The organism is Massilia sp. AB1, from assembly GCF_018119385.1.
Lineage (GTDB): Bacteria > Pseudomonadota > Gammaproteobacteria > Burkholderiales > Burkholderiaceae_D > Telluria.
Genome location: NZ_JAGKSG010000011.1, coordinates 77,039 through 95,737, shown reverse-complemented (window position 1 = coordinate 95,737; position 18,699 = coordinate 77,039). Strand labels below are relative to the sequence as shown.

Annotated in this window: 11 protein-coding genes; 4 read left to right on the top strand and 7 right to left on the bottom strand. The window is 67.5% G+C overall.

What is annotated here, in order from left to right; translation table 11 throughout:
- The first annotated feature begins 344 nt into the window (after positions 1-344).
- Positions 345-2,426: an ATP-dependent helicase gene (locus J8847_RS09065; RefSeq protein ID WP_211524362.1), complete on the top strand. Its 2,082-nt coding sequence runs from the start codon at positions 345-347 to the stop codon at positions 2,424-2,426.
- Positions 2,427-2,687: 261 nt separating this feature from the next.
- Here the strand turns inward: J8847_RS09065 and J8847_RS09060 are convergent, their stop codons facing one another.
- Both J8847_RS09060 and J8847_RS09055 read right to left on the bottom strand, forming a co-directional pair.
- Entirely contained in the window at positions 2,688-3,524 is an 837-nt protein-coding gene (locus J8847_RS09060; protein WP_211524361.1) for a Sir2 family NAD-dependent protein deacetylase, read from the bottom strand.
- A complete protein-coding gene (locus tag J8847_RS09055) occupies positions 3,505-4,155 on the bottom strand; it encodes a phosphohydrolase (RefSeq protein ID WP_229429946.1) in 651 nt (216 codons plus the stop codon). The genes J8847_RS09060 and J8847_RS09055 overlap by 20 nt, the downstream gene beginning before the upstream one ends.
- Positions 4,156-4,276: 121 nt before the next feature.
- Here J8847_RS09055 and glpD point away from each other — a divergent pair, with 121 nt between their 5' ends.
- Positions 4,277-5,812, top strand: coding sequence for a glycerol-3-phosphate dehydrogenase (gene glpD, locus J8847_RS09050; RefSeq protein WP_211524360.1), 1,536 nt, complete (start codon positions 4,277-4,279; stop codon positions 5,810-5,812).
- A 104-nt stretch (positions 5,813-5,916) separates the two neighbouring features.
- Here glpD and J8847_RS09045 read toward each other — a convergent pair whose 3' ends face one another.
- From J8847_RS09045 to J8847_RS09035, 3 genes are all read right to left on the bottom strand, one after another.
- Positions 5,917-6,096: a hypothetical protein gene (locus J8847_RS09045; RefSeq protein WP_211524402.1), complete on the bottom strand. Its 180-nt coding sequence runs from the start codon at positions 6,094-6,096 to the stop codon at positions 5,917-5,919.
- Positions 6,097-6,166: 70 nt separating this feature from the next.
- On the bottom strand, positions 6,167-7,000 hold the full coding sequence (locus tag J8847_RS09040) for a CheR family methyltransferase (RefSeq protein ID WP_211524399.1): 834 nt from the start codon (positions 6,998-7,000) through the stop codon (positions 6,167-6,169).
- 31 nt (positions 7,001-7,031) lie between these two features.
- The gene (locus tag J8847_RS09035) at positions 7,032-11,936 is read right to left on the bottom strand and encodes a response regulator (protein WP_211524359.1); all 4,905 of its coding nucleotides are present in this window, start codon (positions 11,934-11,936) and stop codon (positions 7,032-7,034) included.
- Positions 11,937-12,315: 379 nt separating this feature from the next.
- Between J8847_RS09035 and J8847_RS09030 the strand changes: the two genes are divergently transcribed.
- The gene (locus J8847_RS09030) at positions 12,316-13,053 is read left to right on the top strand and encodes a LuxR family transcriptional regulator (RefSeq protein WP_229429625.1); all 738 of its coding nucleotides are present in this window, start codon (positions 12,316-12,318) and stop codon (positions 13,051-13,053) included.
- Here J8847_RS09030 and J8847_RS09025 read toward each other — a convergent pair.
- Both J8847_RS09025 and J8847_RS09020 read right to left on the bottom strand, forming a co-directional pair.
- Positions 13,028-13,303 carry a DNA-binding transcriptional regulator gene (locus J8847_RS09025; protein WP_211524358.1) on the bottom strand — a complete coding sequence of 92 codons (276 nt, stop codon included), beginning with the start codon at positions 13,301-13,303 and terminating at the stop codon, positions 13,028-13,030. The two genes, J8847_RS09030 and J8847_RS09025, sit on opposite strands and share 26 nt — an antisense overlap.
- A 116-nt stretch (positions 13,304-13,419) precedes the next feature.
- Positions 13,420-15,480, bottom strand: a complete 2,061-nt coding sequence (locus tag J8847_RS09020; protein ID WP_211524357.1) for a prolyl oligopeptidase family protein — start codon at positions 15,478-15,480, stop codon at positions 13,420-13,422.
- Between the two features lie 84 nt (positions 15,481-15,564).
- On the opposite strand from J8847_RS09020, the gene J8847_RS09015 reads away from it, so the two are divergent.
- The gene (locus J8847_RS09015) at positions 15,565-18,693 is read left to right on the top strand and encodes a CHASE domain-containing protein (RefSeq protein WP_229512649.1); all 3,129 of its coding nucleotides are present in this window, start codon (positions 15,565-15,567) and stop codon (positions 18,691-18,693) included.
- Positions 18,694-18,699: the final 6 nt, after the last annotated feature.

Below are 18,699 nucleotides of genomic sequence, written 5' to 3'. Positions count from 1 at the left end.
CAGGAATTGTGCACGCGGAAGTTTTTAAGGTCGCTATAAAAAATAGTGCGGGCCTTACGTAAGCCCTTGATTTTCGTGGTTAACCACACTGCCTTCCCAATAGGCAAATTGTTGAAACCCGCATGTTTGGCCGCGTTTGGCGTGTCAAGCCCCCGTTTTTCCACAGTGTTTTCCACAGACTTTGTGGATATCCGGAAAAGTTTAGATTTTTCCAATACTTAGGCCGCTTTGTGCATGTAAACCTTCACGACACATGCGCACTGAATCGTTCCTGTCTGAAATTCCCTCTTGCTGAACAGGACTGGATAAATGTACAGTATGGCATTTTCCAGCTCCGCCCACCAATGTCCGCCGTCCTCACGCCCACCAAAGACGATCCTTTCGCCGCGCTCAACCCCGAGCAGCGGGCGGCCGTCGAGCATGACATCGGCGCCGAAACGCCGCGTCCGCTGCTGGTGGTGGCCGGCGCGGGCTCGGGCAAGACGAATACGCTCGCGCATCGCGTAGCGCGCCTGATCCAGGCCGGCGCCGACCCGCAACGCATGCTGCTGCTGACATTTTCGCGCCGCGCCGCCAGCGAGATGACGCGCCGCGCCGGCGGCGTGCTGCAGCGCCTGCTCGGCAAGTCCGGCGCCCAGACCCAGGTCGACCTTCCCTGGGCCGGCACCTTCCACGCCGTGGGCGCGCGCCTGCTGCGCGAGTTCTCGGGCCGGATCGGCCTGGACGAATCCTTCACCATCCACGACCGCGGCGATTCGGAAGACCTGATGGGCCTGGTGCGCCACGAGATCGGCCTGTCGCAGACGGAAAAGCGCTTTCCGCTCAAGGGCACCTGCCTGTCGATCTACTCGCGGGTGGTGAACAGCCGCGCGCCGCTGGACGACGTGCTGCAAGCCTTCTTCCCCTGGTGCAGCGAGTGGGAGGCCCAGCTCAAGACCCTGTTCGGCGCCTACGTCGACGCCAAGCAGGAACAGAACGTGCTGGACTACGACGACTTGCTGCTGTTCTGGGCCGAGATGGCGGCCGATCCCGAGCTGGGCCCCGAGCTGGGCGCCTTGTTCGACCACGTGCTGGTCGACGAATACCAGGACACCAACCGCCTGCAGGCGTCCATCCTGGCCGGCATGAAGCCGAGCGGGCAGGGCGTGATGGTGGTGGGCGACGACGCCCAGTCCATCTATGCCTTCCGCGGGGCGACGGTGCGCAACATCCTCGACTTCCCGCAGCAGTTCAGCCAGCCGGCCCGCCTGATCACCCTGGAGCGCAATTACCGCTCCACCCAGCCTATCCTGGACGCCTCGAACGCCGTGATCGCGGGCGCGCTGGAGCGCCATGCCAAGACCCTGTGGACCGACAAGGCCTCCAGCATGAAGCCGCAGCTGGTTTTGATTCCCGACGAGGCCGAGCAGGCGCGCTGGGTCTGCAACCGGATCCTGGAGCAGCGCGAGGCCGGCGTCGCCCTGACCCAGCAGGCGGTGCTGTTCCGCGCCGCCAGCCACAGCGCGGCGCTGGAACTCGAACTCATGCGCCGCAATATTCCCTTCGTGAAGTTCGGCGGACTGAAGTTCCTGGAAGCGGCCCACATCAAGGATGTGCTGGCCGTGCTGCGCTTCGCCCAGAACCCGAGCGGGCGCCTGGCGGGCTTCCGCGTGGCCCAGCTGATCCCGGGCATCGGCCCGGCCACCGCCAGCCGCCTGCTCGATGCGGTGGGCGAAAGCACCGATCCGGCGGCGGCTTGCGAAGCCTTCGCGGTGCCGGCGCGCAGCAAGGAAGACTGGGACGCCTTCGTGGCCCTGTACCGGCGCCTGCGCACGCCCGGCCTGCGCTGGCCGGCGGACATCGAACTGGTCAAGCAATGGTATCTGCCGCACCTGGAACGCATGCACGACGATGCGCAAGTGCGCGCAGCCGACGTGGAGCAGCTGGCGGCGCTGGCGGGCGGCCATGGCAGCCGCGAAGCCTTCCTGGCCGAGATCACCCTCGACCCGCCGGAAGCGACCAGCGACCGCGCCGGCCCGCCGCTGCTGGACGAGGACTATGTGATCCTGTCGACCATCCATTCGGCCAAGGGCCAGGAATGGAAGTCCGTGCACGTGCTGAACGTGGTGGACGGCTGCATTCCCTCGGACATGAGCACCGGCAGCCAGGACGACATCGAGGAAGAGCGCCGCCTGCTCTACGTGGCCATGACGCGGGCGAAGGAGCACCTGCACCTGGTGGTGCCGAACCGTTTCTTCATCAAGCAGCAGGCGCAGATGGGCGACCGCCATGTGTATGCGGCCCGGACCCGCTTCATTACCCCGGCCATGCTCAAGCATTTCGAGGAATGCGCCTGGCTCAATGCCGAGCAGCGCGAGGTGCGCCGGCCGGTTCCGGAGAGCGTCCGCATGCTCGTGCGCGAGCGGGCCAGGAACGCGTGGAAATGACGAAAGATGACAGCAGATTGGCGACTTATCCCCGATTCATCATTTTTGTAGGACTGGACCGCATACGGATGAGCTGCTTATAAGTGGTGCACGTGCAAGTGACTGATTTTATTGGGCATTATTTTTGCCTGTAGAACGGGCATTTTGTTGAAACCCGCATCAGTAGTGCCCTTGCGGCTTGTCAAGTGCCGCTTTTCCACATACTTATCCACATTTCTTGTGGATAGGCCAAAAGCCTGAATGAAATCAGCCACTTAGCTTTCATTGTTGCGCTAGATCAAGCCCGGTCGCGGAGGCCAGCGCCTGCATGGCCGCGAGCGCGCCCATTTCCAGTGCGACGCCGTCGCGCACCTGCGCTTCGCGCGGATTGATCCGTACGACAGGCACGCCTTGCGATTCCGCGAAGCGGCGCACCGAGGGGATGTCCGTCCCCGCACCCAGTTCGATCACCGCGGGCCGCGTCACGCCCGCGCGCCAGGCCGCCAAACGCTCGAACTGCGCGGCGGTCCGTGCATCGATCCAGGCGCCGTCGTAGAACATCAGGATATTCGGCCGGGCCAACGCGCCGCAGCGCGGGCAGTGCGGCAGCGGCGACACCAGCCGGCACTGCGCCGCATCGACCTGGGGCTGGAAGCCCTCGGCCGGCCAGATCGCGTCGCAGCAGGGCCGGGTGCACTGCAGGTGGTGGATCGAGCCGTGGCATTCCGCCACCTGGTCGTCCGCGAAACCGGCGCGTTGGAACTGCCCGTCGACATTGCTGGTGAAGACGAAGCTGCCGTGGGCCATGCGTTCGCCGAGGGCGCGCAGCAGCGCGAAGCCCGCATGGGGCAGGGTGCGTCGGTACAGGCCCAGGCGGTGGCCATAGAAACCCCAGGCCAGGCGCGGGTCGCTGTCGAAGGTGTCCGGACAGGCGATCTCGTGGAAGGACATCCTGCGCTGGGCGAGCGCCGGGTAGGCGCGCCAGAAGCCGGCGGCGCCGCGGAAGTCGGGCAGGCCGGAATCGACGCCGATGCCGGCGCCGGCCGCGATCAGGAGGCCGTCGGCGTCCCGCAGCAGCGCGGCGGCGCGCGCGATGGGCTCAAGCGGCGTGGACGGCATGCTTGAGGCGCTCGAGTTCGGCGAGGAATCGTTCGCTCGCCAGGGCCGGCGGCCAGGGTTCCCACGGGCGGCAGCCGTAGCGCTCGGCCAACGGGTCGTCGGTCAGCACGGCGGCGCGGATCTTGAGGGTGCGGCGCACTTCGTCCATCGACCAGCCCGCCACGTGCACGGCCTCGGTGGCCGCCGCCAGGCGGTCGGCGCGCTTGTGCGCGGCATGCGAGCGCGCATCCCAGGCCGGCAGGCCGTAGCGCAGGAAGACCGCGTGCTCCAGGCGCCGGGTCAGGTCGCGGAAGGCCTCGCCCAGGAAGGGCTTGATGACCGAGATCGCATCGAAACCGAGCAGGCCTTCCTCGGCGTCGTGCAGCAGCTCGCGCAATTCCTCCAGGGGCGAGATGGCCGGGCCGGCGGCGCGGCGCAGCAGCATCACCGTGATCGAATGCTGGGCCACGGACAGCGGCAGGGGCCAGGCCGAGTGGCCGCCCCAGCGGTAGGTGCGGGCCAGGCCCAGGGCCAGGTCGGCGTCGTCCCAGTCGAAGGGCGTGGGATCGAGCAGGTCCAGCCGGCGCCCGGAGGGCATGCGGACCCAGGCACGCGTCGTGGCAAGGGCGGCCGGGTGGGATGGGTTGTGCATGTGTCGATTTTACACACGGCGACGCAGATTCTTCGCATAATTGATCCATGCAAACACGGTTCTTGCGTGGGCTCCTACACTGGGCCGGATGAGCGCAGCGGCGCGTGGCATGGAGGCGGCGATGAAAGAGACGATCGAATGCGACCTGCTGGTCGTGGGAGGCGGCATCAACGGCGTGGGCATCGCCCGCGATGCGGCCGGGCGCGGCCTGCGCGTGCTGCTGTGCGAGAAGGACGACCTGGGCGCGCACACGTCCTCCTCGTCCAGCAAGCTGATCCATGGTGGCCTGCGCTACCTGGAGCACCGCGAGTTCGGCCTGGTGCGCAAGGCGCTGCTGGAACGCGAGACCCTGCTGCGCAGCGCGCCCCACATCATGCGGCCGATGCGCTTCGTCATGCCCCAGGACGCCGGCCAGCGGCCCGCCTGGCTGATCCGCGCGGGGCTGTTCCTCTACGACCGTATGGCCCCGCGCGAATTCCTGCCGGCCTCGGAAACGGTCGAGCTGGGCGCGCACCGCGCCGGACAGCCCCTGAAACCCGAGTTTACGCGCGCCTTCGTGTATTCCGACGGCTGGGTGGACGATGCGCGCCTGGTGGTGCTGAACGCCATCGACGCGCGCGAACGCGGCGCCACCATCCTGCCGCGCACCCTGTGCAGCGAGCTCACGCGCCGCGTCGGCCACTGGGACGCCACCCTGGTCGCGGACGGCCGGCCGATCAAGGTGAAGGCGCGCGGCCTGGTGAATGCCGCCGGGCCGTGGGCCGGACGGCTGGCGCGCCAGGCCAATGCGGTGGCGCCGCACCGGAAGCTGCGCCTGATCAAGGGCAGCCACATCGTGGTGCCGCGCCTGTTCGACCACTCCTGCGCCTACCTGTTCCAGCATCCGGACGGGCGGGTGGTGTTCGCGATTCCCTACGAGGGCGCCTTCACCCTGATCGGCACCACCGACGTCGACTACGAGGGCGATCCGGGCGATGCGAGCATCGGCGCGCAGGAAAAGCGCTACCTGTGCGAGCTGGCCAACCGCTACTTCCGGCGCCAGCTCGAGCCGGAAGACGTGGTGTGGAGCTATTCGGGCGTGCGCCCGATCCTGGAGGACGAGGCCGAGAGCGCGGCCGCGGCGACGCGCGACTACTACCTGGAGCAGGATGCGGACGGGCCGCCGCTGCTGTCCGTCCTGGGCGGGAAGATCACGACCTATCGCAAGCTGGCCGAGCAGGTGCTGGACTGGATCGGGCCGGCCCTCGGGTGCGCCACGCCGGCCTGGACCGCGGGAGCGGTGCTGCCGGGCGGGGATTTGTTCGGCCCCGCGCCGGACAGCCGGGGCGTGCTGGAATTCGACCGCTGGGTGGCGGCCCTGCAGCGCCGCCATGCCTGGCTGCCGGCGCCGCTGGCGCTGCGCTATGCGCGCGCTTACGGGACGCGGGTGGAGCGGCTGATCGGGGCGGCGGTTTGCCTCGAGGACCTCGGGGCCGAGGTGGTGACGGGCTTGTACGAGGCGGAGCTGCGCTACCTGATGCGCGAGGAGTGGGCGCGGACGGCGGTGGATGTGCTGTGGCGGCGGACCAAGCTGGGCTTGCACCTGGCGCCGAGGTGCGCGGAGAAGGTGGAGGCGTGGATGGCGGAGCAGGGGAGTGCGGCGTTGGAGCCAGCCTAACCGCAAAATAGAACCGTGGGGGCCCCCCCCGGGGGGGGGGGGGGGGGGGGGGGGGGGGGGGCGCCCGGGGGGTGGGGGGGGGGGGGGGGTTTTTTTTTGGTTTTTTAGCCCCCAGGGGGGTGGGGGGGCGCCGCGGCCGCCGGGGGGGGGGGGGGGGGGGGGGGGGGGGGGGGGGGGGGGGGGGGGGGGGGGGGGGGGGGGGGGGGCGGGGGGGGGGGCGGGCCCCCCGGGGGGGGGGGGGGGGGGGGTGGGGGGGGGGGGGGGGGGCCCCCCCCAAAACCCAAAAAAACCCCCCCCCCCCCCCCCCCGGGGGGGCACCCACGGTTCAAGAGCTGCGGGCCAGAAGTGTCAGGCTTACCTGACGCGCTTATACCAGGCCGCATCCTCGAACAGCCGCTGGTAATCCTCCACAAACGCATCGCTCGCCCCCAGCTCCTTGTCGATCCCCATCACCCCGAACAGCGCCAGGCTGTCGTGGAACAGGCGCAGCACGCGCTGGCGCAGCAGCGGGCCGAAGTCGGACAGGGCGCGGCAGCAGACGATGGCGTGGAACTCGTTGAACGAGGCGTCCGTGACCAGGCTGTACTGCGCCCAGGTGATGCGCTCGCGCAGGCGCGGCAGCAGGCGGGCTTCGCCGTTCGCCACTTCGAAGTAATCCGCCAGGCGCCCGGTACCGCCGCTCTGCTCGTACTGCGGCTGGAACTCGGCCAGCTGGGCGACCGGCACCGTGGCGTCGCGCAGCTCGGCCAGCAGTTCGTCGCTGGCCAGGGTGGCGAACACCTGGGTGCGCGCGTACAGCTTTTCTTCCGCCAGCAGGATCGCCAGGGTCCAGGCCTCACCCACGCCGGCCGGCTCGGCCAGCCAGACCCGGGGCAGGGCGGTGGGACGCAGGCTGTCGCCGAGGGCGATGCGCTGGCGCCGCACCCAGTCGGGACGGTCGAACAGCGGCGCGCCGGCCACCGCCAGCGTGCGCACCACGGCCAGCGCCGCGCCCGACTCGTGCAGCACCTTTTCCTGCAGCGCCGACACCGTGGCCAATCCGCGCTGGCGCAGCAGCGCCAGCAGCTTCCTGCGCAGCAGATTCCTGTCATACCCGCGGAAATCGAAACCGAAGCGCTGGAACAGGGCTTCCAGCAGCAATTCGATCTCGAGATCCTCGGTCGCCTGAAGGGTGGCGAACCCGGTCATTGCATCCAAGATGGCTCCATGCACGCAGCCATCAGTGCAGCCAGACGCGCATCATCGACAGCAGCTGGGCCACGTCCACCGGCTTGGTGATGTAGTCCGAGGCGCCGGCGGCGATGCACTTGTCGCGGTCGCCCTTCATCGCCTTCGCGGTCAGCGTGATGATCGGCAGCGAACGGAACTTCGGAATGCGGCGGATCGCCCGCATCGTGTCGTAGCCGTCCATCTCCGGCATCATGATGTCCATCAGGACGATCTCGATGCTCGGGTCCCTCTCCAGCACCTCGATGCCGTCGCGGCCGTTCTCGGCGAACTGCACCTGCATCTGCTGGCGCTCCAGCAGGGTGGACAGCGCGAAGATGTTACGCAGGTCGTCGTCGACGATCAGGACCTTGCGGCCAGCCAGGCCGCCGTCCAGCGCGTGGATCTCTTCCAGCATGCGGCGCTGGGTCTCCGGCAGCGATGCCTGCGAGCGGTGCAGGAACAGCGCCGTCTCGTCCAGCAGGCGCTCCGGCGAGCGGGCGTCCTTGATCACGATGGTCTTGGCGTAGCGCTTGAGCTTCGTGACTTCGGCGCGCGACAGTTCCTTGGCCGTGTAGATCACGATCGGCAGGTCGCGCAGGCGCTCGTTCTTGCTGATCTTGTCCATCAGCTCGAAGCCCGAGATGTCCGGCAGGGTCAGGTCCAGCACCATGCAGTCGAAGTGCGAGCTCTCCAGCGCTTCCAGCGCGCCTTTGCCGTCTTCCACGGTGACGATGTGGATGTCGGTGTTGCCGATCAGGGAAACGATCGACTCGCGCTGGGCCATGTCGTCTTCCACCACCAGCAGGCTGCGCTTGCCGCCCATCAGGAACTTCTGGATGCGCTTGAATTCCTCCTGCAGCTGCTCGCGGCCGACCGGCTTGTTGATGTACGAGATGGCGCCCTGGCGCAGTGCGCGCTCGCGCTCGCGCAGCGAGGACATCACGTGCACCGGGATGTGGCGGGTGTTCGGGTCGCGCTTGAGGCGGTCGAGCACCGTGAAGCCGTCGATGTCCGGCAGGTCGATGTCGAGCAGGATCGCCGACGGCAGGTAGTCGCGCGCCAGCGACAGCGCCGAGTCGCCGCGGTGGGTGACGATGCCCTTGAAGTTCTTCTCGCGGGCGAAGTCGAGCAGCACCTTGGCGAAGCGCTCGTCGTCCTCCACGATCAGCACCGACGGGTCGCCCGGGGTGACCAGGCCGCGGTCGTCCGCCATCGATGCGTATTCGATCACGGCGCCGGAGGCGTCCAGCACCTCGACCGCCGCGCTGTCGGCATGCTCCTGGGCGGCAGGCAGCTGGGCCGCCGGCGGCTGCTGCACCGGCGGCGCCAGGCGGGCCGGCTGCGGCTGGCGGGTCTGTTCGTAGTTGATGAAGCCCGCGCGGTTGTACGGCAGGTAGAGGGTGAAGGTCGAGCCGACGTTGACGGTCGATTCGACGCGGATTTCGCCGCCCAGCAGGCGCGCCAGTTCGCGCGAGATCGACAGGCCCAGGCCGGTGCCGCCATATTTACGCGCGGTGGAGCCGTCGGCCTGCTGGAATGCCTCGAAGATCAGCTGCAGCTTGTCGGACGGGATGCCCACGCCGGTGTCGCGCACCGAGAAGGCCAGCACCGCGTCGGCGTGCACCAGGTTCGGGTGGTCGGCGGTCCAGCCGCTGGCCACCAGGCTGATGGTCAGCGCGACGTTGCCGTGGCTGGTGAACTTGAACGCGTTCGACAGCAGGTTCTTCAGCACCTGCTGCAGGCGCGTGGTGTCGGTCATCAGGGCGGTCGGCAGGTTGTCCGCCAGGTCCACCTGGAAGCCGAGGTGCTTGGCTTCCGCCATGTGGCGGAAGGTGCGGTCCACGTAGTTGCGCAGGTTCGAGAAGCGGTACTCCGACACGTCCAGGGTGACGGTACCGGATTCGATCTTCGACAGGTCCAGAATGTCGTTAATCAGGGTCAGCAGGTCGGAACCGGAGCCGTGGATGGTCTTCGCGAATTCCACCTGGCGCGCCGACAGGTTGCCCTCGGGGTTATCCGAGAGCTGCTGCGCCAGGATCAGGAGCGAGTTCAAGGGCGTACGCAGCTCGTGCGACATATTGGCCAGGAACTCGGACTTGTACTTGGAGGACAGGGCCAGCTGGGTCGCCTTTTCTTCCAGCGCCAGCTTCGCCTGTTCCACCTCGCGGTTCTTGCGTTCCACCTCGATGTTCTGCTCGGACAGCAGGCGCGCCTTCTCCGCCAGTTCCTGGTTGGTCTGCTGCAGTTCCTGCGCCAGCGACTGCGACTGGGTCAGCAGCGATTCGGTACGGCTGTTCGCCTCGATGGTGTTCAGCACCACGCCGATCGATTCCATCAGCTGGTCGAGGAAGGACAGGTGGGTTTCGGTGAAGCGGTCGAGCGACGCGATTTCGATCACCGCCTTGACCTGCTGCTCGAACAGGATAGGCAGCACGACGATGTTGTTCGGCGGCGCCGAGCCCAGGCCCGAGGACACCACGATGTAGTCGCGCGGCACGTCGGTCAGCCAGATGCGGGTCTTCTCCAGCGCGCACTGGCCCACCAGGCCTTCGCCCGGCAGGAAGGAAGTCGGCAGCTTGCGGCTGGAACGGTAGCCGTAGCTGGCGATCATGCGCAGGCGTGCGTCGGATTCCTGCGAATCCATCATGTAGAACACGCCGTGGTGGGCCGAGACCAGCGGCGCCAGTTCGGACAGGATCAGCTTGGTCACGGCCTGGAGGTCGCGCTGGCCCTGGAGCAGGCGGGTGAAGCGCGCCAGGTTGGTCTTCAGCCAGTCCTGCTGCGCGTTCTTCTGCGTGGTCTCCTTCAGGTTACGAATCATCTCGTTGATGTTGTCCTTCAGGTAGGACACCTCGCCGCGCGCTTCCACCTGAATCGAACGCGACAGGTCGCCGCGGGTCACCGCGGTCGCCACCTCGCCAATGGCGCGCATCTGGTTGGTCAGGTTCGCCGCCAGCTGGTTCACGTTCTCGGTCAAGTCTTTCCAGGTGCCGGCCACGCCCGACACGTTCGCCTGGCCGCCCAGCTTGCCCTCGGTACCCACCTCACGGGCGACTCGCGTCACCTCGGATGCGAACGAGGACAGCTGGTCCACCATGACGTTGATGGTGTCTTTCAGTTCGAGAATCTCGCCCTTCACGTCCACGGTAATCTTCTTGGACAAGTCGCCGCGCGCCACGGCGGTGGTCACCGCCGCGATGTTACGCACCTGGCCCGTCAGGTTCGACGCCATGAAGTTCACGTTGTCGGTCAGGTCTTTCCAGGTGCCGCCGACGCCTGGCACATAAGCCTGGCCGCCCAGCTTGCCTTCGGTACCCACCTCACGCGCCACGCGCGTCACCTCGGATGCGAATGAGGACAGCTGGTCCACCATGACGTTAATGGTGTTCTTCAGCTCCAGGATCTCGCCCTTCACGTCCACGGTAATCTTCTTGGACAGGTCGCCGTTCGCCACCGCGGTGGTCACCTCCGCGATGTTACGCACCTGGCCCGTCAGGTTACCCGCCATCGAGTTCACGCCGTCGGTCAAGTCTTTCCAGGTGCCCGCGACGCCGGGCACGTTCGCCTGGCCGCCCAGGCGGCCTTCGGTACCCACTTCCCGCGCCACGCGGGTCACTTCGGATGCGAAGGAGTTCAGCTGGTCCACCATGACGTTGATGGTGTTCTTCAGTTCGAGAATCTCGCCCTTCACGTCCACGGTAATCTTCTTGGACAAGTCGCCGTTCGCCACGGCGGTGGTCACGTCCGCGATGTTACGCACCTGGCCGGTCAGGTTACCCGCCATCGAGTTCACCGAGTCGGTCAAGTCCTTCCAGGTGCCCGCGACGCCTTTCACGACCGCCTGGCCGCCCAGCTTGCCCTCGGTACCCACCTCACGCGCCACGCGGGTCACCTCGGATGCGAAGGAGGACAGCTGGTCCACCATGACGTTAATCGTGTTCTTCAGTTCGAGAATCTCGCCCTTCACGTCCACGGTAATCTTCTTGGACAGGTCGCCGTTCGCCACCGCGGTGGTCACCGCCGCGATGTTACGCACCTGGCCCGTCAGGTTGGACGCCATGAAGTTCACGTTGTCGGTCAAGTCCTTCCAGGTGCCCGCGACGCCAGGCACGTAGGCCTGGCCGCCCAGCTTGCCTTCGGTACCCACCTCACGCGCCACGCGCGTCACCTCGGATGCGAAGGAACGCAGCTGGTCCACCATGACGTTGATGGTGTCCTTCAGCTGCAGGATCTCGCCGCGCACGTCCACGGTAATCTTCTTGGACAAGTCGCCGTTCGCCACCGCGGTGGTCACCTCCGCGATGTTACGCACCTGCGAAGTCAGGTTACCCGCCATCGAGTTCACCGAGTCGGTCAAGTCCTTCCAGGTGCCGGCCACGCCCTTCACCTGCGCCTGGCCGCCCAGCTTGCCCTCGGTACCCACCTCGCGCGCCACGCGCGTCACTTCGGAGGAGAAGGAGGAGAGCTGTTCCACCATGGTGTTCGCGGTCATCGCCGCGCGCAGGTACTGGCCCTTCAGCGGGTGGCCGTCGACCTCCAGCGCCATGGTCTGGGACAGGTCGCCCTTCGCCACCGCGCCGATGACGCGCGCCATCTCGGTGGTCGGGCGCACCAGGTCGTCGATCAGGGTGTTGACCGAGCTGATGATCGTGCTCCAGCCGCCCACCACGCCCGGCAGGTCCGCGCGCTGGGTCAGGTGGCCCTCGCGGCCGACCACGCGCGACACTTCGGTCACGGTCTCGACCATCTTCTGCTTGGTTTCGATGATGTCGTTCAGCGTATCGGCGATCTTGCCGGACACGCCCGTCCAGTCGGAGGGCATACGAACAGAGAAGTCGCCCTTTTTGAGTGCCATCAGGGTGTTCAGCAGCAACTTGACGTCCAGCTGTTCGCCCATATCGGTCATCGTGTTCATCGACTAAATCCTTGTTTCCTAGAAGAGAGGGATCGGCAGGTGCAGGCGGCCTGCGGACTGTTACAAATTCAACGGTGAAAAGATACTCTTGTGTCTGCCCAAGTCAAGCGTTGCTGTTGAGCTTTTAACATTTTCAGAATGAAACTTGCAATATTGAAATGTTCAGACGCGAATCCGGGCGAGCGTACCCGAAAGCGCAAAGTGGACGGCGCACGATTGGTGAATCCGTTGTGTCTTTACTACAACAATAACTTTAGGTTGTAGGCCTATATTAGAAAATTATTTCTGGGTTGTTAATTTTCGTGAATCTTTAAGGGGGGGAAGTCAACTAGCATAGCGGTGTTGCATAGCTAACCGTGTCATAACCGAGTCCGCCTCCATGATCGATACCGCCTCACTTGCCGAGATGATGCACTGCCGCGACGTCCTGTCCTGGTCCGACCTGCTGTTCAAGCTGGCGCGCGGTCAGGGCTTCGACCGCGTCCTGTACGGCGTCGCCAATTCGCGGCACAGCCGCTTCGACTCGGCGTTTTTGCGCAGTAACTATGCATCGGAGTGGCGCGAACGCTACGACCGCAAGGGCTTCGCCCAGTTCGACCCGGTGGTCGGCCACTGCATGACCAGCAGCCTGCCGATCGTCTGGGAGCCTGCGACCTTCGCGGAGCCGGCCCAGCGCGCGATGTATGAAGAGGCGAGTGAATTCGGGATTCGCAGCGGCGTCACCCTGCCGGTCCATGGACCGCAGGGTGAGTTTGGCGTGCTGAGTTTTGCGTCGGATGCGGAGCCGGACGAGGCCTTCCACAAATCGGTGGCCGAAGTGCTGCCTGGCCTGTCCTTGATCCGCGACTACGCATTCGCCTCGTCGGCGAAGTTCCGGGTTCAGGAATCCCGGCAGGAAAGTGCTCCGCGGCTAACGCGGCGCGAGCTGGAAGTACTGCAATGGGTGGCGGCCGGTAAGTCTTCTTGGGAAATCGCCCGCATTACGACCTGCTCCGAAGCGACCGTCAATTTTCACCTGGCGAATGTGCGCCAAAAATTCGGCGTCAACACTCGCCAGCAGGCGGTCGTCAAAGCGATCGCCCTCGGCCTCATCAGCCCTGAAGATCCCCATCGTTAAGCTTACCGTTGATATAGAGGCGCAGCAGGATTGCAACCGGGGCGGGAATCGCCAGGCCGGTTTCGAAGCGGCTGCCGCTCGACTGGGTGACCCCGAAGCGGCTCCAGAACTTCTCCTGGCTTTCGCGCTTGCTGATACGGAGGCGGCGCAGCTCGTGCGGCGCCATGCGCAGTGCCCCCGCGGCCTGTTGTACTACTTGCTGGGCCTGGAGTTCGGCCGCCAGCGCGTCGCACATCAGATCGTTTGCCATGGTACTTCCTTTCCTGAAGAAACGTTAAATACAACAGGAAGAAGTATTCCACCGTCCCGCCCCGCCGCCACCTAGCAGAGCTGATAGTGTAGTGACATCGCTCGAAAGAAGGCCCTTCAGCGCAGCTGTTCCAGCAGGAAGGTATACGTCAAGGCATACATCCGTGCGGTCTGCGCATTGTCGGCCGCGCCCGCATGTCCGCCCTCGGTGTTTTCCCAGTACAGCACGTCGTGGCCTTGCTCCAGCATGCGCGCCGCCATCTTGCGCGCGTGGCCCGGATGGACGCGGTCGTCGCGGGTCGAGGTGGTGAACAGCACGCGCGGATAGTGCCGGTGCGCGAACACGTTGTGATAGGGCGAATAGCGCGCCAGGTAGGACCATTCCGCCGGGTCGTCCGGGTCGCCGTACTCGCCCATCCACGAGGCGCCGGCGAGCAGCTCGTGGTAGCGGCGCATGTCCAGCAGCGGCACCTGGCAGACCACGGCGCCGAACAGCTCGGGGCGCTGGGTGAGGGCGGCGCCCACCAGCAGGCCGCCGTTGCTGCCGCCCATGATGCCCAGGTGGCGTGGGCTGGTCAGGCCGCGCGCGGCCAGGTCCTCGGCCACGGCGATGAAATCGTCGAAGGCGCGCTGGCGGTGCTGCTTGAGCGCCGCCTGGTGCCAGCGCGGGCCGAACTCGCCGCCGCCGCGGATATTCGCCAGCACGTAGATGCCGCCCGCGTCCAGCCAGGCCGCGCCCGTCAAGCCGCTGTAGAAGGGCTTGAGCGCCACCTCGAAGCCGCCGTAGCCGTAGAGCAGGGTGGGGTTGGCGCCGTCGAGCTTGGTGTCGCGGTTCATCACCACGAAATACGGGACCATGGTGCCGTCCTGCGAACGCGCCGCGTGCTGGCCCACCGTATAGGGATGGGCGTCGAAGAAGGCGGGCATGGCCTTGAGCGGCTCGCGTCCGTCTTCGCCCACGCGCATCAGGTAGAGCGTGGTCGGGTGCAGGAAATCGGTCACGGTCAGGAAGAACTCGTCGGATTCGTCCGGGTCGAGGGCCGCCACGCCGAGCGCGCCCATGCCCGGCACCGCGACTTCGCGCCGCTGCCAGCCGCCGTCCCCGTCCACGTGGCGCAGCTCGACCACGCGGTTCTTGACCTTGTCGAGGATGGTCAGGAGCAGGGCGCCGCGGGTCACCGCGACGCCGTCGAGCGAGGTCTCGGGTGTGGGCGTGAACAGCAGCTGGAAGTCCAGGCCGCCCTGCATGAAGCGCTCGAAATCGGTGGCCAGCAGCGCGCCTTGCGGGTAGAGCAGGGCGCCCGGCTGCCAGTCCGAGCGCAGCTCGATCACCAGCTGGCCGCGCACCGTGAAGGCATTGGCGTCGAGCGGCTTGGGCACGGGGACCAGCTGTCCGCCGCGGCGCAGGAACAGTTCGCTGGTATAGAAGCCGATCTGGCGCTGCACGAACTCGCGCTCGAAGCCGGGCGTGCTGTCCTTGTGGCCTGATGCCGCCAGGTCGTCTTCCCCGGCTTCGTAGACGGTGAGCGCGCTCTCCAGGGGCGTGCCGCGCCTCCATTCCTTGACGATGCGCGGGTAGCCGGATTCGGTCAGGCTGCCCGGGCCGAAATCGGTGCCGACGAACAGGGTGTCGCGGTCGATCCAGGCGACGTCGCTCTTGGCCTCGGGCAGGAAGAAGCCGTCCGCGACGAAGCTGCAGGCGTCCAGGTCGAACTCGCGCATCTCGTGGGCGTCGCCGCCGCCGCGCGAGAGCGAGACCAGCACCCGGTCGCCGTGCGGTTCCAGCCAGGCCACGCCGGCCCAGACCCAGTTCTCGTTCTCAAACCTGGCCAGTTCGTCCAGGTCGAGCACGGTTTCCCATTGCGGTTCGGGCTGGCGGTATTGCGCGAGGGTGGTGCGGCGCCAGATGCCGCGCACGTGATCGGCGTCGCGCCAGAAGTTGTAGCACAGGCCGCCGTGCACGCCGACGTAGGGAATCTTTTCGCGGGAGTCGAGGATGGCCTTCAGGCGCTCGCGCAGCGGGGCGAAGCCGGGTCGGCTCTCGAGTTCGCCCTCGGACTCGGCATTGCGCCCGGCGACCCAGGCCCGGGCCTGTTCGCCGTCGATCTCCTCGAGCCACAGGTAGGGATCGTGCGGATTCCCGGCTTCCTTCGAACATTCTTCAGCGAACTGTTGCATTACAGCCTCTCCCCTTATCCCTTTGTCACCTGCGGCACTTATACTAGCAATTTTCAGGGGCCGAGACCGCCCGCTAGGAACAGCATGATGCGATCGAAACAGGGCAGCGCGGGCGCCGGGGCGGAGACGTCCGCGGGCTCCCACGTCCGTCCGGCGCGTCCGTCGCGCATGGCGCTGCTGTCGGGCGGCGGCATGGTCCTGGCGCTGGCCGCGGGCGCGGCGCTGCACTATGTGACGGCGCATGCGGTCGAGGAGGATGCGCGGCGCCGCTTCGACAACCTGGCGCGCGGGGCCCAGGAACGCCTGAACGCCGCGATCGCCTCCTATGGCCGGGCGGTGCGCGGGCTGACGGCCCTGCATGCGGCCGGCGACACCGCGGACGGCACGCTGTCGCGGCGCGCTTTTGAGCGCTACGTGGGCGCCCTCGACCTGGCGCACGACTACCCGGCGATCGAGGCCGTTTCCTTCGCCGCGTATGTACGAGAATCCGAACGCGAAGCTTTCGAGAAGGCCGTGCGCGCCGACCGCAGCGTCGATCCCAACGGCTATCCCGACTTCGCGATCCGCTCCGACGGACCGCGTCCCAGCTACGAGGTGATCGCCTACCAGTATCCGTCCAGCCTGCCCAGCGGCCGGGTCGGGGTCGACATCGCCGCCCATCCGCTGGTGGCCAGGTCGCTGGCCCACGCCCGCGACAGCGGTGCGCTGAGCGCTTCCGGCAATCCGGTGCTGATCCGCCACCCGGTGCCGCACTACGTGCTGGGCATGCGCCTGCCGCTCTATCGCGGCGGCGTGCAGCCGCTGACGGTGGAGGCGCGCCGCGCCGCCTACCTCGGCTCGGTCGGCATCGCCTTCTCGGTGCAGGAGCTGGTGGGCGGGGCCCTTGGCTTCCTCGAAGACCAGCCGGTGCGGGTGAGCCTGTACGGCAGCAGCCTGCCGACCGGCAGCGGCAAGCTGGCGCCGGTGGCGGGCGACCGGCTGCTGTTCGGTGCTGACGTTCGCTCCCCCTTCCGCGAGGGCGCGCAAGCGGTCAAGGCGGCGCAGGACGATTTCGTCTCCCTGCTCGGCGTCGACTACGCCGGCAGCCAGTGGAAGGTGCACTTCTCGGCGCCGCGCAGCGGCATGATGGTGGGCGCGGACCGCTACCTGCCCGGCGCCGCGCTGGTGTTCGGCTTCGCCGGCACCCTGCTGGTCTACGGCCTGTTCCTGGCCCAGTACCGCGCGCGGCGCGAAGCGGTGCGCCAGCGCCTGCTGCTCGATTCCGTGCTCGACAACCTGGACGCCCACGTCTACCTGAAGGATGGCGCGCGCCGTTTCCGCTATGTGAACGCGAAAGGCGCCGACGCCCTGGGCCAGCCGGCCGGGCTGGTGGCCGGCCGCCGCGACGACGAGCTGATGTCCGCCGGCGCCGCCGACGCCGCCTGGGAACGCGACCGCGCCGTGCTCGAGAGCGGGCAGCGCAGCGCCGGCCAGGTGGAGCAGGCGGCGCCGGACGGCACGGCGCGCCAGCTGTGGAGCGTGCGGGTGCCGGTGCAGGTCGGCAGCGCCGGCCCGGCGGTGCTGTGCGTGTCGACCGACATCACCGAGCTGCACCAGCTCAAGGCGCAGGCCGACGCCGCCAGCAAGGCCAAAAGCGACTTCCTGTCGAACATGAGCCACGAGATCCGCACGCCGATGAACAGCATCATCGGCATGACCCACCTTGCGCTGCAGGGCGCGCCCGATCCGCGCCAGCGCGACTACCTGGAAAAGATCCACCATTCGGGCCAGCACCTGCTGGGCATCATCAACGACATCCTCGACTTTTCCAAGATCGAGGCGGGCATGTTCAAGCTCGACCAGGTCAGCTTGATGCTCGACAGCCTGATGCGCAATGTCGAGACCCAGCTGGGCCAGGCCGCGGCCGCCAAGGGCCTGGGCTTCGACGTCGACATCGCGCCCGAACTGATGCGCCCCCTGCGCGGCGACCCGCTGCGCCTGGGCCAGGTGCTGCTGAATTTCGCCGGCAACGCCGTCAAGTTTTCCTACCGCGGCCGGATCCGGCTGCGGGTGCGCCTCGAGCGCGCCTTCGGCCCCGAGGTGCTGCTGCGCTTCGAGGTGCGCGACCAGGGCATCGGCATCGAGCCCCAGGCACTGAAGCACCTGTTCACGCCCTTCCAGCAGGCCGACGGCTCGCCCACCCGGCGCCACGGCGGCACCGGCCTGGGCCTGGCGATCAGCCGCCAGCTCGCCGAGCTGATGGGCGGCACGGTCGGCGTCGAGAGTACGCCCGGCCTGGGCTCGACCTTCTGGTTCACGGCCCGCCTGGCGCTGGAAGAAAGTTCCGGCGCCGCGGCGGCCGGCCTGGGCGCGGCCCCGGCGCCCCAGAGCGCCCGCCTGGACGGCTGCGCGGTGCTGCTGGTCGAGGACAATCCCTTCAACCAGCAGGTCGCGCGCGAACTGTTGGAGCAGGCCGGGGCCGCCGTGGTGGTGGCCAACCAGGGCGAGGAAGCGCTGGCGGCGATGGCCGGCCAGCGTTTCGACTGCGTGCTGATGGACATCCAGATGCCGGTGATGGACGGCTTGGAAGCCACGCGCCGCATCCGCGCCAACCCGGAGCTGGCCGGCACCCTGGTGGTGGCCATGACCGCCAACGCCGGCGTGGACGACCGCACCCGCTGCCTGGAAGCGGGCATGAACGAATTCCTGACCAAGCCGGTAGTGCCGGAGCTGCTGGCCGCCACCATCGCGCGCTGCCTGGGCCGCACCTCGGCCCCGGTGCCAGACGTTGCCACGGTGGTGGCGACGGTCTCGGCGCCAGGGGCGGGCGACCCGGCCGCGCAGGCGGGCGCGGTCGGCGGCCTGCTCGACATGGGGCAGCTGAGCATCACCGCCAGCGGCGACCGCGCCAAGATGCGCAAATACGCCTTCATGTTCCTGGAAGCGGCGCGCGAAGCGCTGACCGAGATCGACGCCGCGCTGGCGGCGGGCGACCTGGAGCAGGCCGGGCGGGTCGGGCACCGGATCAAGTCCTCGGCGCGGGCCGTGGGCGCGCGCGCTTTCGGCGCCGTGTGCGAGGACCTGGAAGCCCAGCCGGGGCGCCAGCAGGGCAAGAACGGGCCGACCAGCACGGCCCAGGCGCGGGCCCTGGTGGCGCGCCTGCGCGCGATGCTGGCGCGGCTCGAGCGCGAGGTCACGGCGCAGCTCGGCGACCGGGCGGGAGATCAGCGCTAGCGGGGG

Bases quoted from the DNA above. Each gene is read 5' to 3' on its own strand.
- J8847_RS09065 (WP_211524362.1), top strand. From the start codon at position 345: ATGTCCGCCGTCCTCACGCCCACCAAAGACGATCCTTTCGCCGCGCTC.
- J8847_RS09060 (WP_211524361.1), bottom strand. From the start codon at position 3,524: ATGCCGTCCACGCCGCTTGAGCCCATCGCGCGCGCCGCCGCGCTGCTG.
- J8847_RS09055 (WP_229429946.1), bottom strand. From the start codon at position 4,155: ATGCACAACCCATCCCACCCGGCCGCCCTTGCCACGACGCGTGCCTGG.
- glpD (WP_211524360.1), top strand. From the start codon at position 4,277: ATGAAAGAGACGATCGAATGCGACCTGCTGGTCGTGGGAGGCGGCATC.
- J8847_RS09040 (WP_211524399.1), bottom strand. From the start codon at position 7,000: ATGACCGGGTTCGCCACCCTTCAGGCGACCGAGGATCTCGAGATCGAA.
- J8847_RS09035 (WP_211524359.1), bottom strand. From the start codon at position 11,936: ATGAACACGATGACCGATATGGGCGAACAGCTGGACGTCAAGTTGCTG.
- J8847_RS09030 (WP_229429625.1), top strand. From the start codon at position 12,316: ATGATCGATACCGCCTCACTTGCCGAGATGATGCACTGCCGCGACGTC.
- J8847_RS09025 (WP_211524358.1), bottom strand. From the start codon at position 13,303: ATGGCAAACGATCTGATGTGCGACGCGCTGGCGGCCGAACTCCAGGCC.
- J8847_RS09020 (WP_211524357.1), bottom strand. From the start codon at position 15,480: ATGCAACAGTTCGCTGAAGAATGTTCGAAGGAAGCCGGGAATCCGCAC.
- J8847_RS09015 (WP_229512649.1), top strand. From the start codon at position 15,565: ATGATGCGATCGAAACAGGGCAGCGCGGGCGCCGGGGCGGAGACGTCC.